At 65.1% G+C, this 22,842-nt stretch carries 14 protein-coding genes and 1 pseudogene; 2 read left to right on the plus strand and 13 right to left on the minus strand.

From position 1 onward, the window contains the following. Window positions 1-341: 341 nt before the first annotated feature. From DCO48_RS01485 to DCO48_RS01545, 13 genes and pseudogenes are all read right to left on the minus strand, one after another. On the minus strand, window positions 342-839 hold the full coding sequence (locus DCO48_RS01485) for a PaaI family thioesterase (RefSeq protein WP_116548862.1): 498 nt from the start codon (window positions 837-839) through the stop codon (window positions 342-344). Between the two features lie 25 nt (window positions 840-864). Continuing rightward, window positions 865-1,026: pseudogene (locus DCO48_RS23115) on the minus strand (glutathione S-transferase); the annotation flags it as partial. A 45-nt stretch (window positions 1,027-1,071) separates the two neighbouring features. After that, entirely contained in the window at window positions 1,072-1,554 is a 483-nt protein-coding gene (locus tag DCO48_RS01495; RefSeq protein ID WP_116548863.1) for a DUF934 domain-containing protein, read from the minus strand. Beyond that, the gene (locus DCO48_RS01500; protein ID WP_116548864.1) at window positions 1,542-3,224 is read right to left on the minus strand and encodes a nitrite/sulfite reductase; all 1,683 of its coding nucleotides are present in this window, start codon (window positions 3,222-3,224) and stop codon (window positions 1,542-1,544) included. Before DCO48_RS01500 ends, DCO48_RS01495 begins: the two co-directional genes overlap by 13 nt. A gap of 125 nt (window positions 3,225-3,349) precedes the next feature. Then, window positions 3,350-7,936 carry a dermonecrotic toxin domain-containing protein gene (locus DCO48_RS01505; protein ID WP_116548865.1) on the minus strand — a complete coding sequence of 1,529 codons (4,587 nt, stop codon included), beginning with the start codon at window positions 7,934-7,936 and terminating at the stop codon, window positions 3,350-3,352. Between the two features lie 126 nt (window positions 7,937-8,062). Beyond that, a complete protein-coding gene (locus DCO48_RS01510) occupies window positions 8,063-8,836 on the minus strand; it encodes an enoyl-CoA hydratase (RefSeq protein WP_116548866.1) in 774 nt (257 codons plus the stop codon). Window positions 8,837-8,850: 14 nt separating this feature from the next. Then, complete coding sequence (locus DCO48_RS01515) at window positions 8,851-9,978, minus strand: acyl-CoA dehydrogenase (protein WP_116548867.1); 1,128 nt, start codon at window positions 9,976-9,978, stop codon at window positions 8,851-8,853. A gap of 8 nt (window positions 9,979-9,986) precedes the next feature. Continuing rightward, a complete protein-coding gene (locus tag DCO48_RS01520; RefSeq protein WP_116548868.1) occupies window positions 9,987-11,180 on the minus strand; it encodes an acetyl-CoA C-acyltransferase in 1,194 nt (397 codons plus the stop codon). Window positions 11,181-11,196: 16 nt separating this feature from the next. Beyond that, window positions 11,197-11,964: an SDR family NAD(P)-dependent oxidoreductase gene (locus DCO48_RS01525; protein ID WP_116548869.1), complete on the minus strand. Its 768-nt coding sequence runs from the start codon at window positions 11,962-11,964 to the stop codon at window positions 11,197-11,199. Between the two features lie 10 nt (window positions 11,965-11,974). Next, entirely contained in the window at window positions 11,975-13,630 is a 1,656-nt protein-coding gene (locus DCO48_RS01530) for an AMP-binding protein (RefSeq protein ID WP_116548870.1), read from the minus strand. Between the two features lie 496 nt (window positions 13,631-14,126). After that, complete coding sequence (locus DCO48_RS01535; RefSeq protein WP_116548871.1) at window positions 14,127-18,626, minus strand: NEL-type E3 ubiquitin ligase domain-containing protein; 4,500 nt, start codon at window positions 18,624-18,626, stop codon at window positions 14,127-14,129. Window positions 18,627-18,715: 89 nt separating this feature from the next. Continuing rightward, window positions 18,716-19,729 (minus strand): AraC family transcriptional regulator, encoded by a 1,014-nt coding sequence (locus DCO48_RS01540; protein WP_116548872.1) that lies wholly within the window; start codon window positions 19,727-19,729, stop codon window positions 18,716-18,718. A 73-nt stretch (window positions 19,730-19,802) separates the two neighbouring features. Beyond that, window positions 19,803-20,666: a LysR substrate-binding domain-containing protein gene (locus DCO48_RS01545; protein WP_116548873.1), complete on the minus strand. Its 864-nt coding sequence runs from the start codon at window positions 20,664-20,666 to the stop codon at window positions 19,803-19,805. Window positions 20,667-20,778: 112 nt separating this feature from the next. On the opposite strand from DCO48_RS01545, the gene DCO48_RS01550 reads away from it, so the two are divergent. Both DCO48_RS01550 and phnX read left to right on the plus strand, forming a co-directional pair. Next, window positions 20,779-21,885, plus strand: coding sequence for a 2-aminoethylphosphonate--pyruvate transaminase (locus DCO48_RS01550; RefSeq protein ID WP_116548874.1), 1,107 nt, complete (start codon window positions 20,779-20,781; stop codon window positions 21,883-21,885). Between the two features lie 34 nt (window positions 21,886-21,919). Further along, the gene (phnX, locus tag DCO48_RS01555; protein ID WP_116548875.1) at window positions 21,920-22,747 is read left to right on the plus strand and encodes a phosphonoacetaldehyde hydrolase; all 828 of its coding nucleotides are present in this window, start codon (window positions 21,920-21,922) and stop codon (window positions 22,745-22,747) included. Window positions 22,748-22,842 lie beyond the last annotated feature (95 nt).

Below are 22,842 nucleotides of genomic sequence, written 5' to 3' on the forward strand. Positions count from 1 at the left end.
GGCGGGCGGCCCGGGGCGGGAGGGGGCGGGGCAGGACGAGGGAGCGGGAGGGAAGAGGGTGGGGGGGGGCTGCGCCCGAGGGGGGGGGGGGTGAGAGGCGGGGGAGTGGGGGGGAGGGGTGCGGGGGGAGGTGGGGGGGGCGGGGGGGCCGGGGGGACGGAAGGGGGCGGGGGAGGTGGGTATTGGGGGGGGGGGGGGGGGGGGGATTGTTCGGGGGGCATTGGGGTGGGGCCTGCTGTACAATTAAAAACCTACCAATCGGTAGGTTTTGGTTGGCTGAGGCTATACAGCAGGGGCTTGGATGTCAAATGTGGGATGGCTTGCTCGGCAGTACCCGACTGTCACCCTTGGTTATGCGCCTGCTGCTTCAACCGCTCGGTATCCACCCGAACAAACAGCGAATCCGCCATCACCGTCAGCACATCCCCCGCCCATACCTCGCAGATCACCCGGCTCTTGCGTCCCACCTCGCCCTCGACCCGTGCCTTGAGCACCAGTTCCACTCCCATCGGCGTCGGCTTCAGGTAGGTCAGGCTCAACTGCCCGGTCACACAGTCGATCCGCGGCAGGCTGCCAGGCTCCCGCCCTTCAGCCCGATAGTGATAGGCCATCGCCGCCCAGTTCGAATGACAGTCCACCAGCATCGCCAGCAACCCGCCGTACACCAACCCGGGCCAGCCGATAAACCCGGCATCCGGCGAGTGTCGACACACCAGGTGGACCCCGTCCTCGTCCCAGTGGCTTTTCAGGTGCAGCCCGCTCGGGTGCTGCGTCCCGCAGCCATAACAAACGCCATCCGGCGCCGCACGGTCTTGCAGGGAAAGGGCTTCAGTCGTCATAACGCTTCCTTGTTCTTGTTGATTGCGTGGCGAAGTCGATCCTGTGCACGTCATACGGCAAACCGATCTCCTCCAGCATGATCGACACCTTCACCCCGTTCGGCGACGGCAGCGAATACAGCTGCAAGCGCTCAGGGTGTCGGGCCGGCCATTTGCGGGAAATCGGGAAAGCAGAAAGATCAGTTATCGGCACGCACGCTGCAGTTGAGCAAAGGCCCTACTCTAGCGCTTTTCAGCGGCGCCGGAACAGCGGCCGCGGCTCGATCACCGAGCGCCCATACTGCACGCTCACGCCGCCCAACCCCTTCAAGGCATCAGCGACACATTTGTCCTCGCGCACGGCAAAACTGTCGAAACCACACTGACGCATATGGCTCAACTGATCCCGCAGCACATCGCCAATCGCGCGCAATTCGCCGTGCCAGCCCAGCCGCGTACGCAACAGATACGCCTGGCTGTAACCACGCCCGTCGCGAAAACTCGGAAAGTCGATGGCAATCAACGGCAGCACACCCAGCCACAGCTGCAACGCCTCGACATCGTCGTCCGGCCCCAACCACACGCCGTTGTAGCCGCTGGGCTGCGCCAGCCAGCGCGCCAGCGGCAGGATCTGCGACTGCGCTGGCTGGTCCTCGCAACACTCGCGCACCAGTTGCCAAGCATCGCTCTCCACCCACTGCGCACGGCCCTCATACAGCCCGATCACATTTCGCATGCCGCCACCTCCGGGGTACGCGCGTAAACCCGCTCCTTGAACGGCTCCAGGCCAACCCGCTGCACGGTCTGTACGAACGGCTCATCCTGCTCGCGATAGGCACAGTAGGTAGCGACGATCTGCTCGATCACCCGCGGAATCTCGTCGGCACTGAACGACGGACCGATGACCTTGCCCAGCGCGCTGTGCTTGCCCTGTGCACCGCCGAGGGTCACCTGGTACCACTCGCTGCCGTTCTTATCCACGCCGAGAATGCCGATGTTGCCGATGTGATGATGGCCACAGGCGTTGATGCAGCCGGAGATGTTCAGGCTCAGCTCACCGAGGTCATGGAGGAAATCAAGGTCTTCGAAGCGCTTCTGGATGGCCTGGGCAATCGGAATCGACTTGGCATTGGCCAACGCACAGAAATCGCCACCTGGGCAGGCAATGATGTCGGTCAGCAAGCCGATGTTCGGCGTGCCCAGGCCCTGCTCGCAGGCCAGGCGCCACAACGCATGCAGGTCGCGCTTGCGTACGTCGGGGAGAATCAGGTTCTGCTCGTGGGCAATGCGGATCTCGCCAAAACCGAACTGCTCCGACCAATCGGCCAGCGCCGCCATCTGCTCGGCGGTCAGGTCGCCGGGGGGCGCCGCCGGCCCCGGTTTGGTCGAGAGCACGGCACTGGCATACCCCGGCACCTTGTGCGGGTGCACGTTGCGCGAGGCCCAGCGGGCAAACGCGCTGTCCATGGCCAGGTGCGTGCCGTACTCCAGTTCGTCGTCGGGCGGGGCCAGATACGCCGGTGGCTCGAAGCCCTCGGCCACCCGGCGGAATTCGTCCTCGGTAAGCTGCGCCGGGCCGTCCTTGATGTGCTGCCACTCCTGCTCCACTTCGCGGGCAAAGGCTTCAATGCCCAGCGCCTTGACCAGGATCTTGATCCGCGCCTTGTACTTGTTGTCGCGCCGACCATGCCGGTTGTACACCCGCAGGATCGCCTCGACATACGACAGCAAATGCTGCCACGGCAAACCCTCGCGGATCAGTTGAGCAAGAATCGGCGTGCGTCCCAGGCCACCGCCCACCATCACCCGCAGGCACATCTGGCCGCCAGCATCGCGGTACAGGTACAGGCCGATGTCATGCATCATGATTGCCGCGCGGTCCTCGCGGGCCGAGCAGATGGCAATCTTGAACTTGCGCGGCAAGAACAGGAATTCCGGGTTGATCGTCGACCACTGCCGGAGGATTTCCGCCAATGGCCGCGGGTCGATCAGCTCGTCGGCGGCCACCCCGGCAAAGGCCTCGGTGGTGATGTTGCGCACGCAGTTGCCGGAGGTCTGGATCGCGTGCATGTCGACCTCGGCCAGCCGTTGGAGAATCTCCGGTACCTGCTCCAGTTCGATCCAGTTGAACTGAATGTTCTGCCGCGTGGTGAAGTGCCCATAACCACGGTCGTAGTCGCGGGCGATCTGCGCCAGCGTGCGCATCTGCCGCGCACCGATGGTGCCGTAGGGAATCGCTACCCGCAGCATGTAGGCATGCTTTTGCATGTACAGGCCGTTCTGCAGCCGCAACGGCAGAAACTCCTCCTCGCTCAGTGCCCCCGCCTGAAAGCGTTCCACCTGGTCGCGGAACTGCGCCACGCGCTCGAACACCAGCGCACGGTCGTACTCGTCATAGTGATACATGGTCGGACCTCATCAGGAAGGCCGCTACTATGGCGTTCGGGTGTACTGGGTTACAGATTCAGGTTGCCGGGATTACTGCGTATCAGCAGACGCCGCCGGGCCGCCCGGCGGCAACCATCACGGCCTCAGGCGGGCAGGAACAAGGCAGTCGCCATCGCCCGATCGATGCGGCTGCGGTACACCTGGATAACCTTGCGATCGTCCTGTTCGCTGCTGGCCTGGTATTGCCCGGCATCGAAACGCTGCTCGACGGTTTTCAGATGGGCTGCGCTGAAATCGAGGTCGGCAGCCTCCACGCTGGAGTAGTGAAAATGCGCGTACCACAACGGCTTGTTGGCGCTGTCGCGGATCACATACTCATCGAGGAAGTCAGCTGCCCGGCCCTTTCGTCGACGGGTCGGCTTGCGTTTCTCCAGCGCGGCGATGGTCACTTCGCCCAGCCCCTTGAGGTAGCTGATACGGTGCGCCGTCGGCGGCTGCGACTTGATGATCGACACCCGTAAACGCTGCCCCTCCTGGCGCATGGCCATGGCCTTGTCGCTCAGGGCCCTGGCGACCCGCACCGCGTCGGCGCCCCCCACCGGCAGGTCGGTATTGTTGCCGGCGGTCAGGGCACTTTCGATCTGCGCACTCAGGTCGTCCAGCGGGCGCGACTGAAAACGCAGAATCTCTTCCATCTCCACGGGGATGCTCGCCATTCGGGCCTGCACCCGGGCGCGCTGCATCTGCAGTTCGGCCTCGGCCAGCAACGGCGTGGCCCGCTCCACCAGCGGCGCCAGGGTAGCGGCGCTGGCCGTCGGGTGTGGCCTTGCGGGCTCGACTGGCTGCCACACCCCGGCCTCGGCGCTCGGTTCGTAACGCCCCAACTCTTGCTGCTCGATCGGGTCGATGATCACCACCACGTCCTGCTGGCTGCCGCTAGGGCTGCGGCGCTGGCCGACCAGCATGCCGCGATGACGCGTACGGATCAGCATCCGCGAGCTGCTGGCCGCGCTCGGCGCCGTTTCCGGCTTGCTGGGTGCGTTGCGGATCAGGTCGGCCAACGCGCGTTCGGCGCCGGTCTGAATCGACAGGAGCAGTTCCTCCACCTTGTCGAGTAGCCCCTGAACCCCGGCCAGGCTCATGCCAGCGCGGTAATTGCGTGCGCCGTCGATGGCGCTGGCGTAATGCCGCAGGGTGCTGTCGAGCAGCTGCAAGCGCTCCGGGTAAGTGAACTGCGCGTCAGCGGCCTCCAGCTCCTGCTCCATCTGCAGGCCGATCCGTGCGCTTTTCACCGTATCGACCAGGAACAACGCGCCCACCGTACTCTGCGCCTTGTTGACGATCACCGAGGTCAACAGCCCGATCTGGCAGGATCGCCAGGCCTTGAGCGGCAGCTCGCGGCCGATCATCGCTTGCAGCCGCTTGAGCAGGCCCGGCCCCGTTGGCAAGGCGTCGGCCAACTCGGCCTTGAGCGCGGCCAGCGCGTCGTAGGCGGCGACGATTTCCTCGACCTGCGCCTGGCTCTTTTCGAAGCCGGCGATCAGCGCCTGGTACTGCGCCGACTGGCGCTGCTTCACCAGTTTCGGCAACTGATCCTCGCCATTGAGCCAGCGCATCCGTAATAGCCTGGCACGCTCTTGCGTGAACAGCGAGCGCACCACGAACAACAGCTGCAACCACACCGAGCCGCGGTCGTACAGATAGTGCGCATGCACCTGGCGGTAATTCGCTTGCGATTTGAGCTGGTTCAGTGCCTTGTATTTTCGGTGCGCCTCCCCCAATCCATCCAGGTGCTCGCGCAAATGCGCGTGATAGCGTTCGAGCAATTCGGTCGTCGGGCTGTCACCGGCAGCAACCACGCTGTCCAGGTCCTGCTTGAGGTCCAACGTGCATTGCAACCTGCGCGGCAGATCGTCTTCCAGGGCCTGTTCCAGTGCCTGCACCTGTTGCCGATTGCTTTCGCGCAGCCGCTCGATGCGCCGCCCCAACGGCATGCCGCCCTTGAGCCGCAAGCCCAGGTCCAGCGTCCAGTGCCCATCCGTCTGCCGCTGCAACCACGGTCCGAGCGCGCCGTCGGCATCGGTAATACGCAGTCCGTCGTCGACGATGCACACTTCATAGAGTGCCCCCTCGACCTGCGCCCACAAGCGCTCGCCGTGAATGAACAGGCCCTGCAAAGGTCCATGCGGTATGGCCCGCCCCAACGCTGCCACGGGCTGCAGGCTGCGCATCGCCTGCAGCGCCGCCCGCCGCTCGGCGGACAACCGCGCCGACGGCAGCGCCCAGCCAAACTCCAACTGCCCCAGCGCCGCCCCGGAAGGCGAGGTCACGGCCACCTCGCGCTGCGCCGGCAGCACGCGGGCTACCGCCGGCTCGCGCGGCAGCGGCGCGAATGGCTCCGGGGCAATCCGCACACCCGGGTTGTCGACCTTGAAGGAAAACAGGATCAACGCCAGGTTGAGCAACAGATCAACCAACTGCTCGCTGTCGCGCTTGCCAGCCTCGACCGCCACGCTCTGTTGCAGGCTATGGAAGAACTGCAGCATCCACGCCGACACTGCCAGCGGCCCACTGAGCAATGGCAGGAAGGTGTTGAACATCAACCAGCCAAACGCCTCCAGGGCGATCCAGCGGTTTTCCTGATTGCTCACCGACAGGCGCCGCGCCTCGTTCACCAGCTCGCGGGCACTACTGCGATAGACATGCGCCAGCACATCGCCCTCCAACACCGCCTCACTGAGCCGGGCCGGCGCCGGCACCGACAGCGGGGCAAATTCGTCGCCGGGCAAAAAACGCACACTATGCGGCTGATCGAAGCCGCCGTTGGCGAACACCGGCCTGGCCGATTCGTCGAGACGGGCCAGGATGTCGTCCTGCAGGGCGCCTGGCTCGCAAAGCTTTTCGAAGAACGCCTGCGGCGAAGCAAATTCGTGCAGCGGCTCACGGCGCGACGGTCGATACAGCACGCAACGGCCCGAGGCGTCGCTGCGGTCGACGATCAGGTAGGCGTTGAGCGCCGTGTCGGCGGCGGCGCCCGGCGCGCGGATAAAGGCCAGCGGCCGGCAGTTGGCGCGATGGGCCGGTTTGCCCTGTAACAGCGCGTTGACCAGCGCATACCCCTCGGCACTGAAGCCGTTCTCACGACGCAAGGATTTTTCCAGTGCCAGCAACGGCAGTTGCACACGCAACTGCTCGCTGAACAGCTGCTGCCGACGCGCCGCTTCCTGCGGCTGGTCGAGTAGTTTCGACTGCAGCAGGTCCGGGTAGACCTGGCCAATATTCAGCCGTGCCACCAGGCCCTTGAGATAGTCCAGGTTCAGCCAGGCCGGGATCGGCGCACCACTGCGCGAGCGGATTTCGACATGGCCAGGCCTGAGCGCGGCAAGGTTTTCCAACGCGAACTGCACCAGGCTGAAATGCACCGGGGTAATCGTGCCCTGTACGTTCAGCTCGCCGCCGATGCCAGCGGCCGCTGCGGTGACCCGGTGGTTGATGATCTCGATATCCTCGACAGCGAAATCGCTCAATGCCTGATCGGCAACGATCGCCGCGCGCAAGGCGTCGCGGGTGTAGTCGAGGATGTTCGCCAGGCCAGCGAGAAACGACTGTCCGGCGCTACTGCGCTGCACAGTCGCCAGTGCCAGCAGGCCATCCACATACAGCCGTGCCTCGGTGGAACTGGCCCGGCGCAGCCAGTCGGGTAACAGCGCCCGGTATTGCAGGCGCTTCTCCCGCTCGCTGGCCGAGCAGATGCTGACCAGCGAAGTTGCCTCTTCAAGCCGGCGCGGTAACCAATGCTCGGGGTGCGGCTGGCGGCTCGCGGCCTTGGCCCAGGCGTCGATCAGCTTGAGCTGTTGCTCCAGCAACAGCGCCGCCTGGGCCATGAACACTGATTCGTCGGTGGTGAACAGGCCCAGGCCAAAGTCGACGCCACCGGTCAGGCTGTTGGCCAGGGAAGCGACAAACTGCTCGCGGCTGTCGAAGCGGTACAAGCCACCGGCCAGCGTGAAAACCAGCACGATGGCCGGGCTGTTGGCGCTGTCGCGGGCAATCAGCAGGGCGCTGGCCAGTTCCGGGTCCAGCCCCTGGTCCAGCGGCGGGTCGACGGCAAACAGGGCCACCTGGGTTTCCTTCAGGTTGGTCAGCTGGCGCCGCTGTGCCGCTTCCGGAAACGCCTGGATGGCGAGGGCCGTAGCAGCTTCCTTGCCGCTCAGGTGCTTGGCCTGCAACTCCAGTTCACAGGCTATGCTGAGCTGCCCCCGCAGATGCTCGATCAGCCAGTGCCAGCGGCTCTGCCCGTTGCTTGTCCGGGCATTCCAGTAGTGCCCCAGGGCGTGCTTGTATTCCTCGATCAGAAACGGTGCGCAGTCGTTGAGCAACGCCTCGACCGCCGCCATGTCCACTGCCGCCGCCGCGGGGTCGGCGCCCTCGTGCTGCAGCGTGAGCCGGTGCAGGCCGGGGCTGAGGTTGAGCGTCTGGCCCTGGCAGTAACGAGCGATCAGCACCTCGACCAGCGGCTGAAACTGGTAGGCATCGCTGCCCGGTTCGCGTCGGGCCAGAAACAGCTCGACCACTGGCGGGCCGCTCAGCGCCCGCTCGCGCCATAGCTGATCCAGCATCTGCCGGGCCACATCGTGCAGCGACGCGCGCCCGGTGAGTTGCCGGGCAATCGGCCCGCACAGCGAAGCGCCAGTGGCCACCTGGCCGAACAGCGAAGTAGTTGAGGTCATGCGACACCTTTCTAGCAACGTGGGGAGGCGGCATTTACCGCCCCCACCGTGCCAGGCAGGTGGTAGACATTGCTCTGTCAGCCCGCGCTGTTCCAGGCGGAACAGCGGGCGGGCCTACAGCGGGGGTCAGGCGTCCTTGAACTGCGCTTCGCGCTTGGCAATGAACGCGGCCATGCCTTCCTTCTGGTCTTCGGTGGCGAAGGCCGCATGGAATACCCGGCGCTCGAAGCGCACGCCTTCGGACAGGCTGACTTCGAAGGCGCGGTTGACAGTTTCCTTGACCATCATGCTCACAGGAATGGATTTGCTGGCAATTACCGCAGCGACCCTCAGCGCTTCCTCAAGCAGTTCTTCCTTGGGCACGATGCGCGCCACCACGCCGGCCCGCTCGGCTTCCTCGGCATCCATGAACCGCCCGCTCAGGCACAGCTCCATGGCCTTGGCCTTACCCACCGCACGGGTCAGCCGCTGGGTGCCGCCCATGCCCGGCAGCACGCCGAGGTTGATCTCCGGCTGACCGAACTTGGCGTTGTCGGCGGCGAGGATGAAGTCGCACATCAGCGCCAGCTCACAGCCGCCGCCCAGGGCAAACCCGGCAACCGCGGCAATGATCGGCTTGCGCCGGTTGGCGATGCGGTCGCTGTCGCTGAACAGGTCGTCGAGGTAGATCTGCGGATAGGTCAGCTCGGCCATTTCCTTGATGTCGGCGCCAGCGGCAAAGGCCTTCTGCGAACCGGTCAGGACGATACAGCCAATGTTGCGGTCGGCTTCGAGCTGGTCGAGCGCCTGGTTGATCTCGCTGACGATCTGCGCGTTCAGCGCGTTCAGCGCCTGTGGCCGGTTCAAGGTGATCAGGCCGACCTTGCCCTTGATGTCCAACAGGATGGTTTCGAATGCCATGCAAACTGCTCCCTTCAAAGATTGCGCGCAATAACCATGCGCTGAATATCGCTAGTACCTTCGTAGATCTGGCAAACCCGCACGTCGCGGTAAATCCGCTCCAGCGGGAAGTCGCTCAGATAGCCATAACCGCCGAGGGTCTGCAAGGCGTCGGAGCAGACCTTTTCGGCCATTTCCGAGGCGAACAGCTTGGCCATCGAAGCCTCCACCAACGCCGGACGCCCGGCGTCGCGCAGAGCCGCGGCATGATGCACCATCTGCCGGGCCACGGCGATGCGGGTGGCCATGTCGGCCAGGCGGAAGGCCACGGCCTGGTGCTCGATCAGCGGCTTGCCGAAGCTTTCGCGCTCGCGGGCGTAGTCGCGGGCCACCTCGAAGGCGGCGCGAGCCATGCCCACCGCCTGTGCAGCGATGCCGATCCGGCCGCCTTCGAGGTTGGCCAGGGCGATCTTGTAGCCCTCGCCCTCCTCGCCCAGGCGGTTTTCCAGCGGCACACGGACGTTCTCGAAGACGATCTGGCAGGTGTCCGAGGCGTGCTGGCCAAGCTTGTCTTCGACCCGTGCCACCTGATAGCCCGGCGAATCGGTCGGCACGATAAAGGCACTGATGCCACGCTTGCCGGCCGCCGGGTCGGTAACCGCAAAGACGATCACTACCCCGGCGTTCTGCCCGGAGGTGATGAACTGCTTGCAGCCATTGAGCACGTAATGGTCGCCGTCCAGGCGCGCGCGGGTTTTCAGGCTGCTGGCGTCGGAACCGGCCTGCGGCTCGGTCAGGGCAAACGCGCCGATCATCTCGCCACTGGCCAACGGGGTGAGGAACTTGGCCTTTTGCAACGCACTGCCGAACGTGAGGATCGGTACACAGCCGACCGAGTTGTGCACGCTCATGATGGTCGAACAGGCGCCGTCGCCGGCGGCCACTTCTTCCAGGGCCATGGCGTAGGCCAGGTAGCCGGTGTTGCAACCGCCCCACTCCTCCGGCACGAGCATGCCGAAGAAGCCCAGGGCGGCCATTTCGGCGATCGCTTCGCTGGGGAAGCGGTGCTCGCGGCTCCACTGTTCGGCGAAGGGACGCAGGCGCTCCTGGGCGAACTGCTGGGCGGCGTCGGCGATTTGCTGTTGTTCGTCATTGACTAGCATGGGGCACCTCAGTACAGACACTCGACGGCCATCGCCGTGGCTTCGCCGCCGCCGATGCAGATGGCGGCAACCCCGCGTTTCAGGCCCTTCTGGCGCAATGCCGAGAGCAGCGTGACCAGGATCCGCGCCCCCGAGGCGCCAATCGGGTGGCCGAGGGCGCAGGCACCGCCGTGCACGTTGACCTTGGCGTGCGGCAGGTCCAGGTGCTTCATGGCGGCCAGGGTCACTACCGCGAAGGCTTCGTTGATTTCGAACAGGTCGACTTCGCCCAGGCTCCAGCCGGTGCGTTTGAGCAACCTGTCGATGGCGCCGATCGGTGCCGTCGGGAACAGCGCCGGGGTGTCGGCGAAGGCCGCATGGCCATGGATCAACGCCAGTGGCTTGAGGCCACGTTTTTCCGCTTCGGAGCGGCGCATCAGCAACAGTGCCGCAGCGCCGTCGGAGATCGAACTGGAGTTCGCCGCCGTCACCGTACCGCCGTCGCGGAAGGCCGGCTTCAGTTGCGGGATCTTGTCCAGCCGGGCCTTCGGCGGTTGCTCGTCATCGCTGATCAGTTGCTGCTCCTTGCCCACGGTGACCGTCACCGGGACGATCTCGGCGGCAAAGCTGCCGTCCTTGATCGCCTGCTGGGCACGGGTCAGCGAGGCGATGGCGAAATCGTCCTGGGCCTGGCGGCTGAAGCCGTTGGCTTCGGCGCAGTCCTCGGCAAAGGTGCCCATCAGCCGGCCCTTGTCGTAGGCGTCTTCCAGGCCGTCGAAGAACATGTGGTCGATGATCTTGCCGTGGCCCATGCGATAGCCGCTGCGCGCCTTGTCGAGCAGGTACGGCGCGTTGGACATGCTTTCCATGCCACCGGCCACCACCACCTCGGCGCTGCCGGCCAGCAGCAGGTCGTGGGCCATGATGGCCGCCTGCATGCCCGAACCGCACATCTTGTTCAGGGTGGTGCAGGTGGTGCCCTTGCTCAGCCCGGCACCCAGCGCCGCCTGACGCGCCGGGGCCTGGCCAAGGCCGGCCGGCAGCACGCAGCCGAACAGCACCTGGTCGACGCTGTCGGTAGCGACGCCGGCGCGCTCGACGGCGGCCTTGATCGCGGCGGCGCCGAGTTGCGGCGCGGTGAGGCTTTTCAGCTCGCCCTGCAGGCCGCCCATGGGCGTGCGCACGGCACTGACGATTACGATTGGATCATTGGCGAGGGTCATACGGGGTTCCTCCGAATTATTTGGCAGCCATGCGCAAGGCACCGTCGAGGCGGATCACCTCGCCGTTGAGCATGCTGTTCTCGATGATGTGACGGGCCAGTGCGGCGTATTCCTGCGGGCGACCAAGGCGCGGCGGGAACGGTACGCCGGCGGCCAGCGAGTCACGTACTTCCTGGGTCATGCCGGCCATCATCGGCGTTTCGAAAATGCCCGGGGCAATGGTCATCACGCGGATGCCAAAGCGCGCCAGCTCGCGCGCTGCCGGCAGGGTCAGGCTGGCGATCGCGCCCTTGGACGCAGCATAGGCGGCCTGGCCGATCTGCCCGTCGTAGGCGGCAATCGACGCCGTATTGATGATCACCCCACGCTCGCCTTCGGCGCTCGCTTCGCCCTCGGCCATGGCCGCAGCGGCCAGGCGCAGCAGGTTGAAGCTACCGACCAGGTTGACGTTGATCACCCGGCTGAAGCTGTCCAGACCATGCGGGCCGTGTTTCCCCAGGACCTTTTCGGCACCGACGATGCCGGCGCAGTTGATCAGCCCGTGCAGGCTGCCGAAAGCGCTCACGGCGGCGTCCACCGCGGCCTTGGCGGCGGCTTCCTGGCTGATGTCGGCGACCGCGAAACGGGCATTGACACCCAGTTCGGCGGCCTTGGCGGCAACGGCGTCGGCATTCAGGTCGACCAGCATGACGCGGGCCCCGGCCTCGACGAGCATTTGCGCGGTGGTGGCACCGAGCCCGGAGGCGGCGCCGCTGACGATAAAGTTGTGGTTGGCGATCTGCATGGGTAAATCCTCAGGCGCTGGCCTTGTGAGCCGGCGCGGTTTCGTGTTGTTTGGCAATTTCCTGGTTGCGCAGGATGAAGCGCTGCAGTTTGCCGCTCGGGGTTTTCGGCAGTTCGCCGACGAATTCGATTTCACGCGGGTAGGCATGCGCGTACAGGCGCTGGCGCACGTGCTGGCGCAAGGCTTCGGCCAGCTCGGCACTCGGGCTGTAGCCAGTGCCGAGCACGACGAAGGCCTTGATCAGTTCGGTGCGCTCCGGGTCGGGCTTGCCGATTACCGCCGCCTCGATCACCGCCGGGTGCTCGATCAGCGCGCTTTCCACGTCGAACGGACCGACTCGGTAGCCGGAGGTGGTAATCACGTCATCGCTGCGGCCGACGAAGCTGATGCTGCCGTCGGCATTCAGCTCGACGGTATCGCCGCTCAGGTAGTACTGGCCGACAAAGGCCTTGGTCGGCAGGCCGTGGTAGCCCTCGAACCAGCACAGCGGCGACTGCGCCCGGTCGACCGCCAGGATGCCCGGCTGGCCGGCTGGCAGCTCGCGCTGCTGCTCGTCGAGCACGACGATGCGATGGCCGGGAATGGCGAAGCCGGCCGAGCCCAGGTGCACCGGGTGGCTCAGACCGTGGTGGTTGCACAGCACCATGCCCAGTTCGGTCTGGCCATAATGGTCGTGGATGGTCACCTCAAGCTGTTCGGCGAACCAGCGGATCACTTCCGGGTTGAGTGGCTCGCCGGCGCTGCTCACGGCGCGCAGGCGGCCTTTGATCGGCGCGGCAAACTCGGCGCCGGCGGCGATCAGCATGCGATAGGCGGTCGGCGAGCCGGCCAGGTTGCTGATGGCGTATTTGTTGATCACCCGGCAGGTGCTTTCGACACTGAACGGGCCATCGAAGAACGTGGTGGCGTGGCCCAGCGCCAACGGGCCGGTGACCGCGTAGTACAGGCCATAAGCCCAGCCGGGATCGGCAAGGTTCCAGAAGTTGTCGTCCGGGCGCAGGTCGATGGCTTCGCGCATGTAGCCCTGGAACGCGACGATGGCGCGCAGCGGCACGGCCAGCGGCTTGGCCGCGCCAGTGGTGCCGGAGGTGAACATCAGCAGGAACGGCGCGTCGCCAGGCAGCAGGACCGGCGCGCAGGTAGGCGCGGCGGCGTTCAGCGCGCGGTGGAAGTCGAGGTCGCTACTCGCCGCATCGGCGCCGACGGTAATGATAGCCGGGCAGCCCTCGACATCGTCGAGCTTGTGCCGGTTGCCGCTGTCGGTGACCACCACTTTGGCCTGCGAGCCGTGCAGGCGGTGCTCGATGGCGGTCGGCCCGAACGCGGTGAACAGCGGTTGGTAGACGGCGCCCAAACGCCAGCTGGCGAGTACGGTAATCAGCAGTTCGACGGTGCGCGGCAGCAACCCGGCGACGCGGTCGCCGGCACCCACGCCCTGATCCTTGAGCACGTTGGCAAAGCGCGCGGCGCACGCCTGCAACTGCTCGAACGTATACTGGGCACTGCTACCGTCGCGGCCTTCCCAGCGCAAGGCAATACGTTCGCTGCCGGTGTGCCGGTCGCAACATTCGACGCAGGCGTTGAGTGCCTCAAGACTGCCGGCCAGCGCGGCCGCAGCCGTCTGCTGGTAATTGAAGCTGCTCGCCGCAGCGCTGTACTCGCGCATCGCCAGACTCCTCGTTTCTTATAGTTGGAATAAACGAATGGTCTGACGATAGTCGCGCCAGTTACCCAGCGCGACAATGGTCAAAGCTGTCAATCTGGATGACTGGTTTCGCCAGTCAGGAGCAGTCCCGACGCCGCTGACGCCTCCCGCCGCTAGGCTTCTTCGGTGAGCCGCAGGGCCAACGCATCGAGGGCCATCTCGCGGCTCACGGTCAGTTGGCTCATTTCCTCCAGATAGGCGCCGCCGCCTGCTGCTCGACCTGCTCAAGGCGGAACAGCTGGCGGGGGTTCGCCGTCACGCCGCCAGCACCGCCGCAGGCAATCGGCAAACCGGCGCCGAGGTGGCGCCCGAACCCTTGAGCCAGCGGCTCAAAGCCTGGCCCAGGCTGCGGCGTTGCCGCTGATACGCCACCCCCCCCTCGAACACCCCGCCTTCGCCGGCCCGTAGCCCGGCGAGGAAGGCCTCGGCGCGGGTCGCATCGAAGGTCGGATCGGGCTCAGCGTGATGTTGCGTGGGCGCGCAGGGCCTCCCGGGTCAGGGTCAGGGCCAGAGCGTCCAGCGTTGCATCACGTTCGCTACTCAGCTGATTCATCTGCTGCAGGTAGTCGCCCTCGGGCAATTCGGCCTGTTGTCCTTCCAGTTGCTCCAGGCGTTGCCAGAACTGCGCTTCGACGCTTTCAAAACGCGCGGCGTGCACCTCGCGCAAATGATCGCGCCAGAAGTACCGGTCACTGACGAACTGCTCCAGTTGCTCGCTGGCTTCCGCTGCCTGGACGCTGCGGGCCGCGTCCCGCAACTGTTGCGCGGAAACCTCGGCAAGGGCGCCAAACTGCATGTGGCCAGGCTGGCCGGGCAAGTGCAGCTCACGCGCCAGGCCAATGCGATAGGCCAGGCTCACTTCGACCTCATCGACGTCGAGCCCGAACACCCGACGACGAGCGATTTCTGTGCGGGCCAGTTGCTCGACCTGCTCCAGGCGGAACAGTTGCCGGGAGAAATCCAGCAACACCCGCTGGGCATCCTCGCCGGACGCGCGGGCCAATGCCTGATAAAGCTGTAAGCGCACCTCCAGGGTACTGAAGGTCGATATCACACTGTCGACACAGGTGGTCGGGTGGGCCACCAGGTCGAACAGCTCCTGGCGCAACTGAGTGTTCTCATGGACAGCTTCGACCATCTGCCAGACCCGTGCCGTCAGATCGACCCGCGCACTGTGGAACTCTGCAGTTTCGGTCAGATCGGCAAGCAAACGCAAAAAGTCCCCTCCACCTTGTTCCTGCAACTGCGACCAGAGCGGGACGCGCGTCGCTTGCAGGGGCGCCTCCATGCCCTCGAGCCACAGCTGCCGCGCCTCATCCAAGGAAACATGTAGCCGCGCCTCGGCCAGCGCACGATGCAGGTTTTGCAGACGCGTAAGGGTGGCGGGCGTCAGCGGATTGCCGTGCAGGCTAATGGCCATACGCTCGTTCGGCGCCGCAAAAAAGCGCTCCGGGAGTTCGGTGATTTGGTTCTCGCGCAGGTCGACCATCTCCAGGCGCGGAAGATCCAGCAGGCCTGGCGGCAGCTCCGCCAACTGGGTATTGCGCAGGAAAAGGCCCCGCAAACTGGTCAAGCCAGCCAAATTCAAATGAGCCCCTACCGGGTTCAGGCTCAGGTCGAGTATTTCCAGCTGCGACAACGACAACAAATGCTGTGTGCCAGCCGCACTCAGCTGAATCTGATTGTTATCCAAATACAAATCTCTCAGCCCGTGCATACGGCTAACCGCAGGCGGAATGTCGGTCAACCGACAATGACCGAGGTCTAGCCAACGCACTCTGGAGAACGATCGCAAAAACGGGTTTACGCTCATGCCTATGGGCGTGCCGGAGAGGTTTATGTTGACCACATGATCAAAATTGACATTCTCCGGTAATGCCGGGAAATCGGCCAATGGCACGTTGACCAGGTGAAGGCTATTGCCCAGCAACACCCCTGAGCGGGCGACAATTTGCTCACCTTCTCGTCGCCAACACTGGCGCAGTGCTTCGGCGAAGCGGCGCCTTATACGAACCGGTGTTGGGCTCGCGCCCATCTCCCAACAGACCAGGTGCATTTCAAGCCGGTGCCACTGGAGCCGGTAATCGAGCAAGGCACGCATGACGTTGGAATGGGTTGCCCGCAAATCGGCCAGAAAGGCGTTGATACGGCCCTCATCGAAGCAGGGAAAGAGTGTCCTGACGATTTCCGTCAGCGACTCTCGGCCTGCGGGCCCGCGGCCACTGAGCGGATAACCCACGCGACCATCTGGCAAACGGTGCCAGCGATTGAGCAAGGGCCTCGCACGGGCCAGACCGAACAGCGGCCCGCAACGCTCCCGCTCGCTCAGTGCCTGCGCCAGCAGGTCCTGCTGCAGGCGCGGGGCTCCCTGTTCGCCTTCCACGCCCAACCCCGAGCGCTGCTGCGGGCTCAAACAAGCCCAGACCGCCTCGAAGAGCCCGGCGGGTTCCGGCACCTCTTCATCACTCGCGTAGCCGTCCTCGGAGTACACCTCGAAGCGCCCCTGCCGGTGCACTATGACCCGCACGTCGCGGGTGTCCGAAAGGGCCAGTTGCCGCTCGATCAAGCGGCCGAACGGCGATCCCTCGCGAATCTCCAGGCTCAGGCCGGCCGGCCACCCCGGCGTTCTGCGCAACAGTGCCAAGGCCAGGCGGGCACTGTCTTCATAGAAGCCATTGCGCAGCTTCAAGCCTAACAGTGCCCGCGTCAGACGGATCTCGCGAAGCATCTCCCGGGCCCGCTCCGCCAACGCCAGGGGCAGTCGCTGGTGTTGCGCCATGAACTGCACCTGGTCGGTGTCGGCCTGCTCGACCAGGGTTCGCGCGTAACCCGTCGGCAGCCCCGGGAAAAAACGTGTCAATAGTTCCTCGGTGCTACTGGGTTGCGGCTCACGCAGCCTCAGCATATACCCGAACAGTTGGCCACCCAGGGCGTCGGCCTGTGCCTTCAGTCGATCGAGCGCCGCCGCATCATCCTCAACCAGGTCCAGCAGCGCCCGACTGTGCCCATACAACTCGGTGTCCAGCCCGGCCGACGTCTGTGCCACCCTGAGCCGCGCCAGGAAGCGACTGATCCGGGCGTCGAGCTGAAGCTGTTCCAGTACATCCCTCAAACTGGCCGGCAAGCGACGATTTTCCACGAACAGGCCACGCAGTTGGTCCTCCTCGATCCCGGCAATACGCGCCACCTGCTCGCAGTCCGTATCGGACAACTCGCGGCTCCACGGCCCACAGCGGCGTACCATCGAAGCAATGCCCTGCCACTGCAACGGGTGCTCGCCGGGCAAGCGCCAGGCCGCTTCGCCATTGTGTTCGAGCGGCGGCCTATAGGCCTCTGGCCGGTGTGGGTGGCAGATACGCCAATGCCCGGCGTCGGCGTACCATTCGACTTCGAAGCAGCGCCCGTCCTGGCGTAGCCACAGCCGTCCGTCGTGACGAATCAGGCCGTCGTCACCCTCGATGGCGGCCAGCGGCACCTCGCCGGACTGATACGCCTGCAAGTCCGGGCTCCACAGCCGGGGTTCACCGTTGGCTGTGAAGATCGGCACCAGTCGATCGACAAACCGGCTGCGTTTCAACACTTCGACCACGGCCACACTACCGGCGGCCAGCACTGCCGTTGCAGCCAGGTTGCGCGCCACGCCGAACAGATGCCCTAGCGCCTCCTCCCGGTGCCCTTGCGCCCAGTCTTTCGCGCCTTCGTATACGTCGTCGAGCAACTGCACAAGCATGCCTGCCAACATCACCTGCCCCACGCCGGGGATAAAGGAAGCCAGCACACTGGCCAGGGTCAGGCCAGCGTTGGCGTATGCCTGCATCCGTCGGCGATAGACCGCCGCATCCACCATCGCCGTCGGCACCGCCAGTGCCGCAGCGTCGGCCTTGATTCGGGCAATCTGCAACCGCGCCAGTTCCGGCCACAGCTTGCCTTCCACCGGCACCGATTGTGCTTTCAGGTCAATTGGCCCCTTCTGCGCCAGCGCCTGGGCAACAAGCGCCCGCTCGTCATGCGCAAAGCGTCCAAGGAAGGCCGCCTGATAATCGGGCAAGGCCAGGTTGTCCAGCAGATCGGCCATCAGCGCGTGCCACGAAGCGTATTCGCGAATGGGTTTGCGTAGATCACCCGGCAGGTACAGCACCAGGCCGCGAACCTCGTAGCGGGCCACCGGCCGTACATCGAACACCTCGAAGACCAACGCGCCATGCACCCGCTGATCCAGCAACTGCAAACCGCAGACATCGACCGGGTAGCCATCATAAATCGCGGCATTGCCGGAAATGACCAGCAACAACAGGCGGTAGACCTTGTCGTTGATCTGGCCCTTGAGAAAACTCAGTTGGGTTTGAAGTGCCAGGCCGGTGAGGCTTTCGGCGGCCAGCAGCGACAGCAGCGATTGACCATTACTGGTCGTGTGCAGTACCTCGTCCAGATGCCGCTGATAGCGCCCACCCAGATCCAGCGTGCGGCACAAGTCAGCAAAGCGCGCGGGGGACAAAGCCACTCGAGTGCCCTGGGCATGAATGCCGGTGCCCTCGAAATGGCCACTGGTGCCACCCTGCGCCGCCGTGAAGTTCTGTAGCGCGCGCTGCAACAGGTTGCTGTCCTCGTTGTAGCGACGCAGGGTCGGCGGTGAGGTTTCGAGAACCGGGAACAGTACCGGCGTCGCCTCCAGCCTGACCTCGCGCCAGGTCGCCGCGGTCACGTCGATGTCCAACTGCTCGGCTTGCAAGGCCTGCTCGAGCAGGGGCCGGGCAAATGGCTCCAGCGGCTGAATGGCGTGCAGCAGACGGGTGCTGCGGGTATGCAGCTCGCGGTGTTCACGCTGGGCACGCGCCAGCGCTTCCAGTTGTGCCACCGAAGCACGCTTGAGCCACTCGGGCATCTGCTCGCCAAGGAAGGCGTCGATAGCCCCGCTATCGGTGAGTAGCGGTTCAGGGACGGTATCAGCATTGGGCATGGTGCAGGCTTCCTAGGAGGGTCGAAGGTTGCACCCTAGGCACTCGCCTGCCGGGCCATCAGCAGGAAGCCCGACCACCTCGCCCAGGCCTACCCCGACGCCAGCACCACGCTGCGGTAATGCCCCGGGTTGCACCCGGCCCATTTGCGGAACGCCTTGTAGAACGAACTGGTGTCGGCAAAGCCCAGGCGCGCCGAGATCTCGGCAAAACTCACCGCGGCGTCGCTCAGCCAGGCGATGGCCAGCTCCTTGCGCACACTGTCCTTCAGGCCCTGATAGGTGTGGCCCTCTTCGGCCAGGCGGCGGCGCAGGGTCGACGGCGAAATACACAGGCTGTGCGCCAGCGCGTCGGTTTCCGGCCAGGCAGCGGCCGGCAGGCTGCGCAGGTCATGCTTGATGCGCCGCGCCAGACTCAGCGGGTCGCGGTACTTGACCAGAATGTTCGCCGGCGCTTCGGCGAGAAACCGCTGCAGTTCCTCGCCACTGCGTTTTACCGGCAGGTCGAGGCAGTCGGCGGCGAACAGCATGCGCGTCCGCGGGCGACTGAATTGCAGGTTCTCGGAAAACATCACCCGATAATCGTCGCAGTACTGCGGCTCGGCGCAGCGCAGCTCGATGGCCAGGATCGGAATACGCCGCCCGGCCAGCCAGCAGGCCACGCCATGCACGATCATCCAGAAGGTGAAGTAGGTGAACGGCCGGCGTGGCACATCCTCGCGCTCGCCGATGACGATTTCCGCCAGGCTCTGCTGGCGCAGCAGCACTGGGTGCAAGTGCTCAAGGGTCAGCGACAGGTATTCCAGCGCCAGCTCCAACGCCGCGCCAAGGCTCGGCTGGGCCATCGACGAGCGGCAGATGAAAGCCAGGCTACCGCTGCGCAGGCCGCGTGGGTCCATGCAGAAAAATTCGTCGTTGCAGCGCCGCGCCAGCAACCGCCACAGCTGTGCGTAGGCGCTGGCCGGCACCCGCGCCTGCGGGTCGTCGAGCTGCGCGGGGTCGATACCGACTCGGCTCAGCACTTCGCTGATCGCTACCCCCGGGGCACAGCTTTGCAGCAGTGCTTCGCGCACCAGCAACATGGCGATGGTGTCTTTCTCGGTCATCAGCACGCAGCGGCCCCGGGGTTGTGTTCGGACGGCCATCTTAGGCGCGCGCCGGGAAAAATCCAGCCCTGGCTCATGGCGTTGGTGCCAGGCTGAGGAATGCCTGGATCAGGCGCAGTTCACGACGCCGCTCCAGGCAACCGAGCATGTGCCGGTTGACCAGGCCGCTGCCGCTGATCGGCCGCGCCACCACCCGCGGGTCGTGGGCAATTTCCACCGAGGCGACGATGCCGATCCCCAGTTCGGCGGCCACGGCTTCGGTGACCGCCTCGCGGCTGTCCAGTTCCAGCAGCACCCGTGGCTGCACCTGGGCCTCGGCGCAGGCCTGGTCGAAGGTACGGCGGGTGATCGAACTGGGCTCGCGCAGCACCATGATCTGCTTGTGCAGCTCGGCCAGCGGCAGCTCTTGGCGCTCGACCGCCCACGGGTGCCCGGCCGGCAGCAGGGCACAGATACGCGACGGCCCGAGGCTTTGCAGGTGCAGGCCCTTGCGGGGCTCGACCTCGGTGAGCACGGCCACATCGGCGTGCTCGGAAAGCAGCGCGGCCAGGGTTTCCTGGGCGTTGCCCAGACGCAGGTTGACGGTAATGCCCGGGTAGCGCGCGCGCAGTTGGGCCAGCATCGGCATCACCCGATGCGGGCCGTCGGCGGCCACTTCAAGGCGCCCGGTGAGCAACTGGCGGTTAGCCTCAAGCATGGCCTGGGCCTCCTCGGCCAGGCCGAACATGGCGCGGGTAATCGCCGCCAGGCGGGTGCCCTCCTCGGTCAGCTCGACCCGCCGCGCGGTGCGCCGCAGCAAGGTGATCTGGTAGTGCTCCTCAAGCGCCTTGATATGCCCGGTTACCGCCGGCTGGCTGATAAACAGTCGCGCGGCGGCGCGGGTGAAGCTGCCTTCGCGGGCGACCGCGTCAAAGGCACGCAGTTGGAACAGGTTCATATCTATCGGCCTGACTTATGGCTGGCATAACAACAAACAATTTGATTGATGGCGCGCAGAATTGCAACGTAGGCGCCCTAGATTCAGCCGACCGCTTGTGAGGACCACCGGAATGAGTAACGCCCCAATCCTGTTGACCCCCGGCCCCCTGACCACTTCGGCGCGCACGCGACAGGCGATGCTGGTCGACTGGGGTTCGTGGGACCAGAACTTCAACCAACTCACCGCCAGCCTGTGCCAGCAGCTGTTGACCATCGTCAACGGCCACACCCATCACCATTGCGTGCCCCTGCAAGGCAGCGGCACCTTCGCCGTGGAAGCGGCTATCGGCACCCTGGTGCCGCGCGACGGCAAGGTCCTGGTGCTGATCAACGGCGCCTATGGCCAGCGTCTGGCGAAGATCTGCAAGGTCCTGGGTCGTGCCTACGGCACTTTCGAAACCGCTGAAGACGAGCCGACCACGGCTGCCGACGTCGGCCGCCTGCTGCGCGCCGACCCGTCGTTCAGCCACGTGGCGCTGATTCACTGCGAAACCAGCACCGGTATTCTCAACCCGCTGGCCGAGATCGCCCAGGTGGTGGCCGGCCATGGCAAACGCCTGATTATCGATGCGATGAGTTCGTTCGGCGCACTGCCGATCGATGCCGAGAAGGTCCCGTTCGATGCGCTGATCGCCGCTTCCGGCAAGTGCCTGGAAGGCGTACCAGGGATGGGCTTCGTGTTCGCCAACAAGGCTTCGCTGGCAGCTGCCGAGGGTAACTCGCACTCGCTGGCAATGGATCTGCACGACCAGTTCAGCTACATGCTCAAGACCGGCCAGTGGCGCTTCACCCCGCCCACCCATGTGGTGGCAGCGCTGCACGAAGCACTGCGGCAATACAGTGAAGAAGGTGGCCTGGCGGCCCGTCACCGGCGCTACGCCGACAACTGCCAGGCGCTGCTCGAGGGCATGGCCGAACTCGGCTTGCGCAGCTTTCTGCCGGCGTCGATCCAGGCGCCGATCATCGTGACCTTCCACGCCCCGCGTGACAGCCGCTACCAGTTCAAGGACTTCTACGAGCGGGTCAAGGCCAAGGGCTTCATTCTTTACCCAGGCAAGTTGACCCAGGTCGAAACCTTCCGCGTCGGCTGCATCGGCTGTGTCGGCCCGGACGGCATGCGTGCTGCCGTGAACGCCGTGGCCGAGGTGCTGCGGGAAATGGAAGTGCTGGATATCTGAGCTGTCGCCCCTACCCGACCAAGGAAATTTTTCAATGAACTACGAACACCCGAAACAGCTGCAAGCCGTGGTCCTGGACTGGGCCGGAACCGTGGTCGACTTCGGTTCGTTCGCGCCGACACAGATTTTTGTCGAAGCGTTCGCCGAGTTCGATGTCCAGGTGTCCATCGACGAGGCCCGTGGGCCGATGGGCATGGGCAAGTGGGATCACATTCGCAGCCTGTGCGACCAGCCGCAGATTGCCGAGCGTTACCGCAAGGCGTTCGGCCGGGCGCCAAGCGACGACGATGTGACGGCGATCTACAATCGCTTCATGCCGCTGCAGATCGAGAAGATCGCCACACATTCGGCACTGATTCCGGGGGCGCTGGAGACCATCGGCGCGTTGCGCAAGGATGGCCTGAAAATCGGTTCGTGCTCCGGTTACCCGAAAGTGGTAATGGACAAGGTGGTGGCGCTGGCGGCGCAGAACGGTTATGCCGCCGATCATGTGGTGGCCACCGACGAGACGCCGAATGGGCGGCCGTGGCCGGCACAGGCACTGGCCAACGTGATTGCGCTAGGGATCGACGATGTGGCGGCCTGTGTGAAGGTCGACGATACCGTGCCGGGGATTCTCGAAGGCCGCCGCGCGGGGATGTGGACCGTGGCGCTGGTGTGTTCGGGGAATGCCCTGGGGCTGACCTACGAGGGTTATCAGGCACTGGCGGCGGATCAGTTGGCGAATGAGCGCAAGCGGATTCATGCGATGTTCGAGGGATCGCGGCCGCATTACCTTATCGATACGATCAATGAGCTGCCTGCAGTGATCGCGGACATCAATTGCCGCCTGGCACGCGGGGAAATGCCACAGGCGGCGTAAGCCTTGCGGACCTCATCGCGGGACTAGCCCGCTCCCACAGGACACCGCTGTGTTCTCTGTTGGAGCGGGCTAGTCGCGCGCTGGCAACGGCATCG

It is taken from the genome of Pseudomonas sp. SDI, from assembly GCF_003105155.1.
In the GTDB taxonomy this organism is placed as follows: domain Bacteria; phylum Pseudomonadota; class Gammaproteobacteria; order Pseudomonadales; family Pseudomonadaceae; genus Aquipseudomonas.

Excerpts from the sequence above, each read along its gene's own strand:
- DCO48_RS01500 (WP_116548864.1), bottom strand. The coding sequence starts at position 3,224 with ATGTATCACTATGACGAGTACGACCGTGCGCTGGTGTTCGAGCGCGTG.
- DCO48_RS01525 (WP_116548869.1), bottom strand. The coding sequence starts at position 11,964 with ATGCAGATCGCCAACCACAACTTTATCGTCAGCGGCGCCGCCTCCGGG.
- phnX (WP_116548875.1), top strand. The coding sequence starts at position 21,920 with ATGAACTACGAACACCCGAAACAGCTGCAAGCCGTGGTCCTGGACTGG.
- DCO48_RS01510 (WP_116548866.1), bottom strand. The coding sequence starts at position 8,836 with ATGGCATTCGAAACCATCCTGTTGGACATCAAGGGCAAGGTCGGCCTG.
- DCO48_RS01550 (WP_116548874.1), top strand. The coding sequence starts at position 20,779 with ATGAGTAACGCCCCAATCCTGTTGACCCCCGGCCCCCTGACCACTTCG.
- DCO48_RS01545 (WP_116548873.1), bottom strand. The coding sequence starts at position 20,666 with ATGAACCTGTTCCAACTGCGTGCCTTTGACGCGGTCGCCCGCGAAGGC.
- DCO48_RS01495 (WP_116548863.1), bottom strand. The coding sequence starts at position 1,554 with ATGCGAAATGTGATCGGGCTGTATGAGGGCCGTGCGCAGTGGGTGGAG.
- DCO48_RS01520 (WP_116548868.1), bottom strand. The coding sequence starts at position 11,180 with ATGACCCTCGCCAATGATCCAATCGTAATCGTCAGTGCCGTGCGCACG.
- DCO48_RS01535 (WP_116548871.1), bottom strand. The coding sequence starts at position 18,626 with ATGCCCAATGCTGATACCGTCCCTGAACCGCTACTCACCGATAGCGGG.
- DCO48_RS01505 (WP_116548865.1), bottom strand. The coding sequence starts at position 7,936 with ATGACCTCAACTACTTCGCTGTTCGGCCAGGTGGCCACTGGCGCTTCG.
- DCO48_RS01540 (WP_116548872.1), bottom strand. The coding sequence starts at position 19,729 with ATGACCGAGAAAGACACCATCGCCATGTTGCTGGTGCGCGAAGCACTG.
- DCO48_RS01530 (WP_116548870.1), bottom strand. The coding sequence starts at position 13,630 with ATGCGCGAGTACAGCGCTGCGGCGAGCAGCTTCAATTACCAGCAGACG.
- DCO48_RS01515 (WP_116548867.1), bottom strand. The coding sequence starts at position 9,978 with ATGCTAGTCAATGACGAACAACAGCAAATCGCCGACGCCGCCCAGCAG.
- DCO48_RS01485 (WP_116548862.1), bottom strand. The coding sequence starts at position 839 with ATGACGACTGAAGCCCTTTCCCTGCAAGACCGTGCGGCGCCGGATGGC.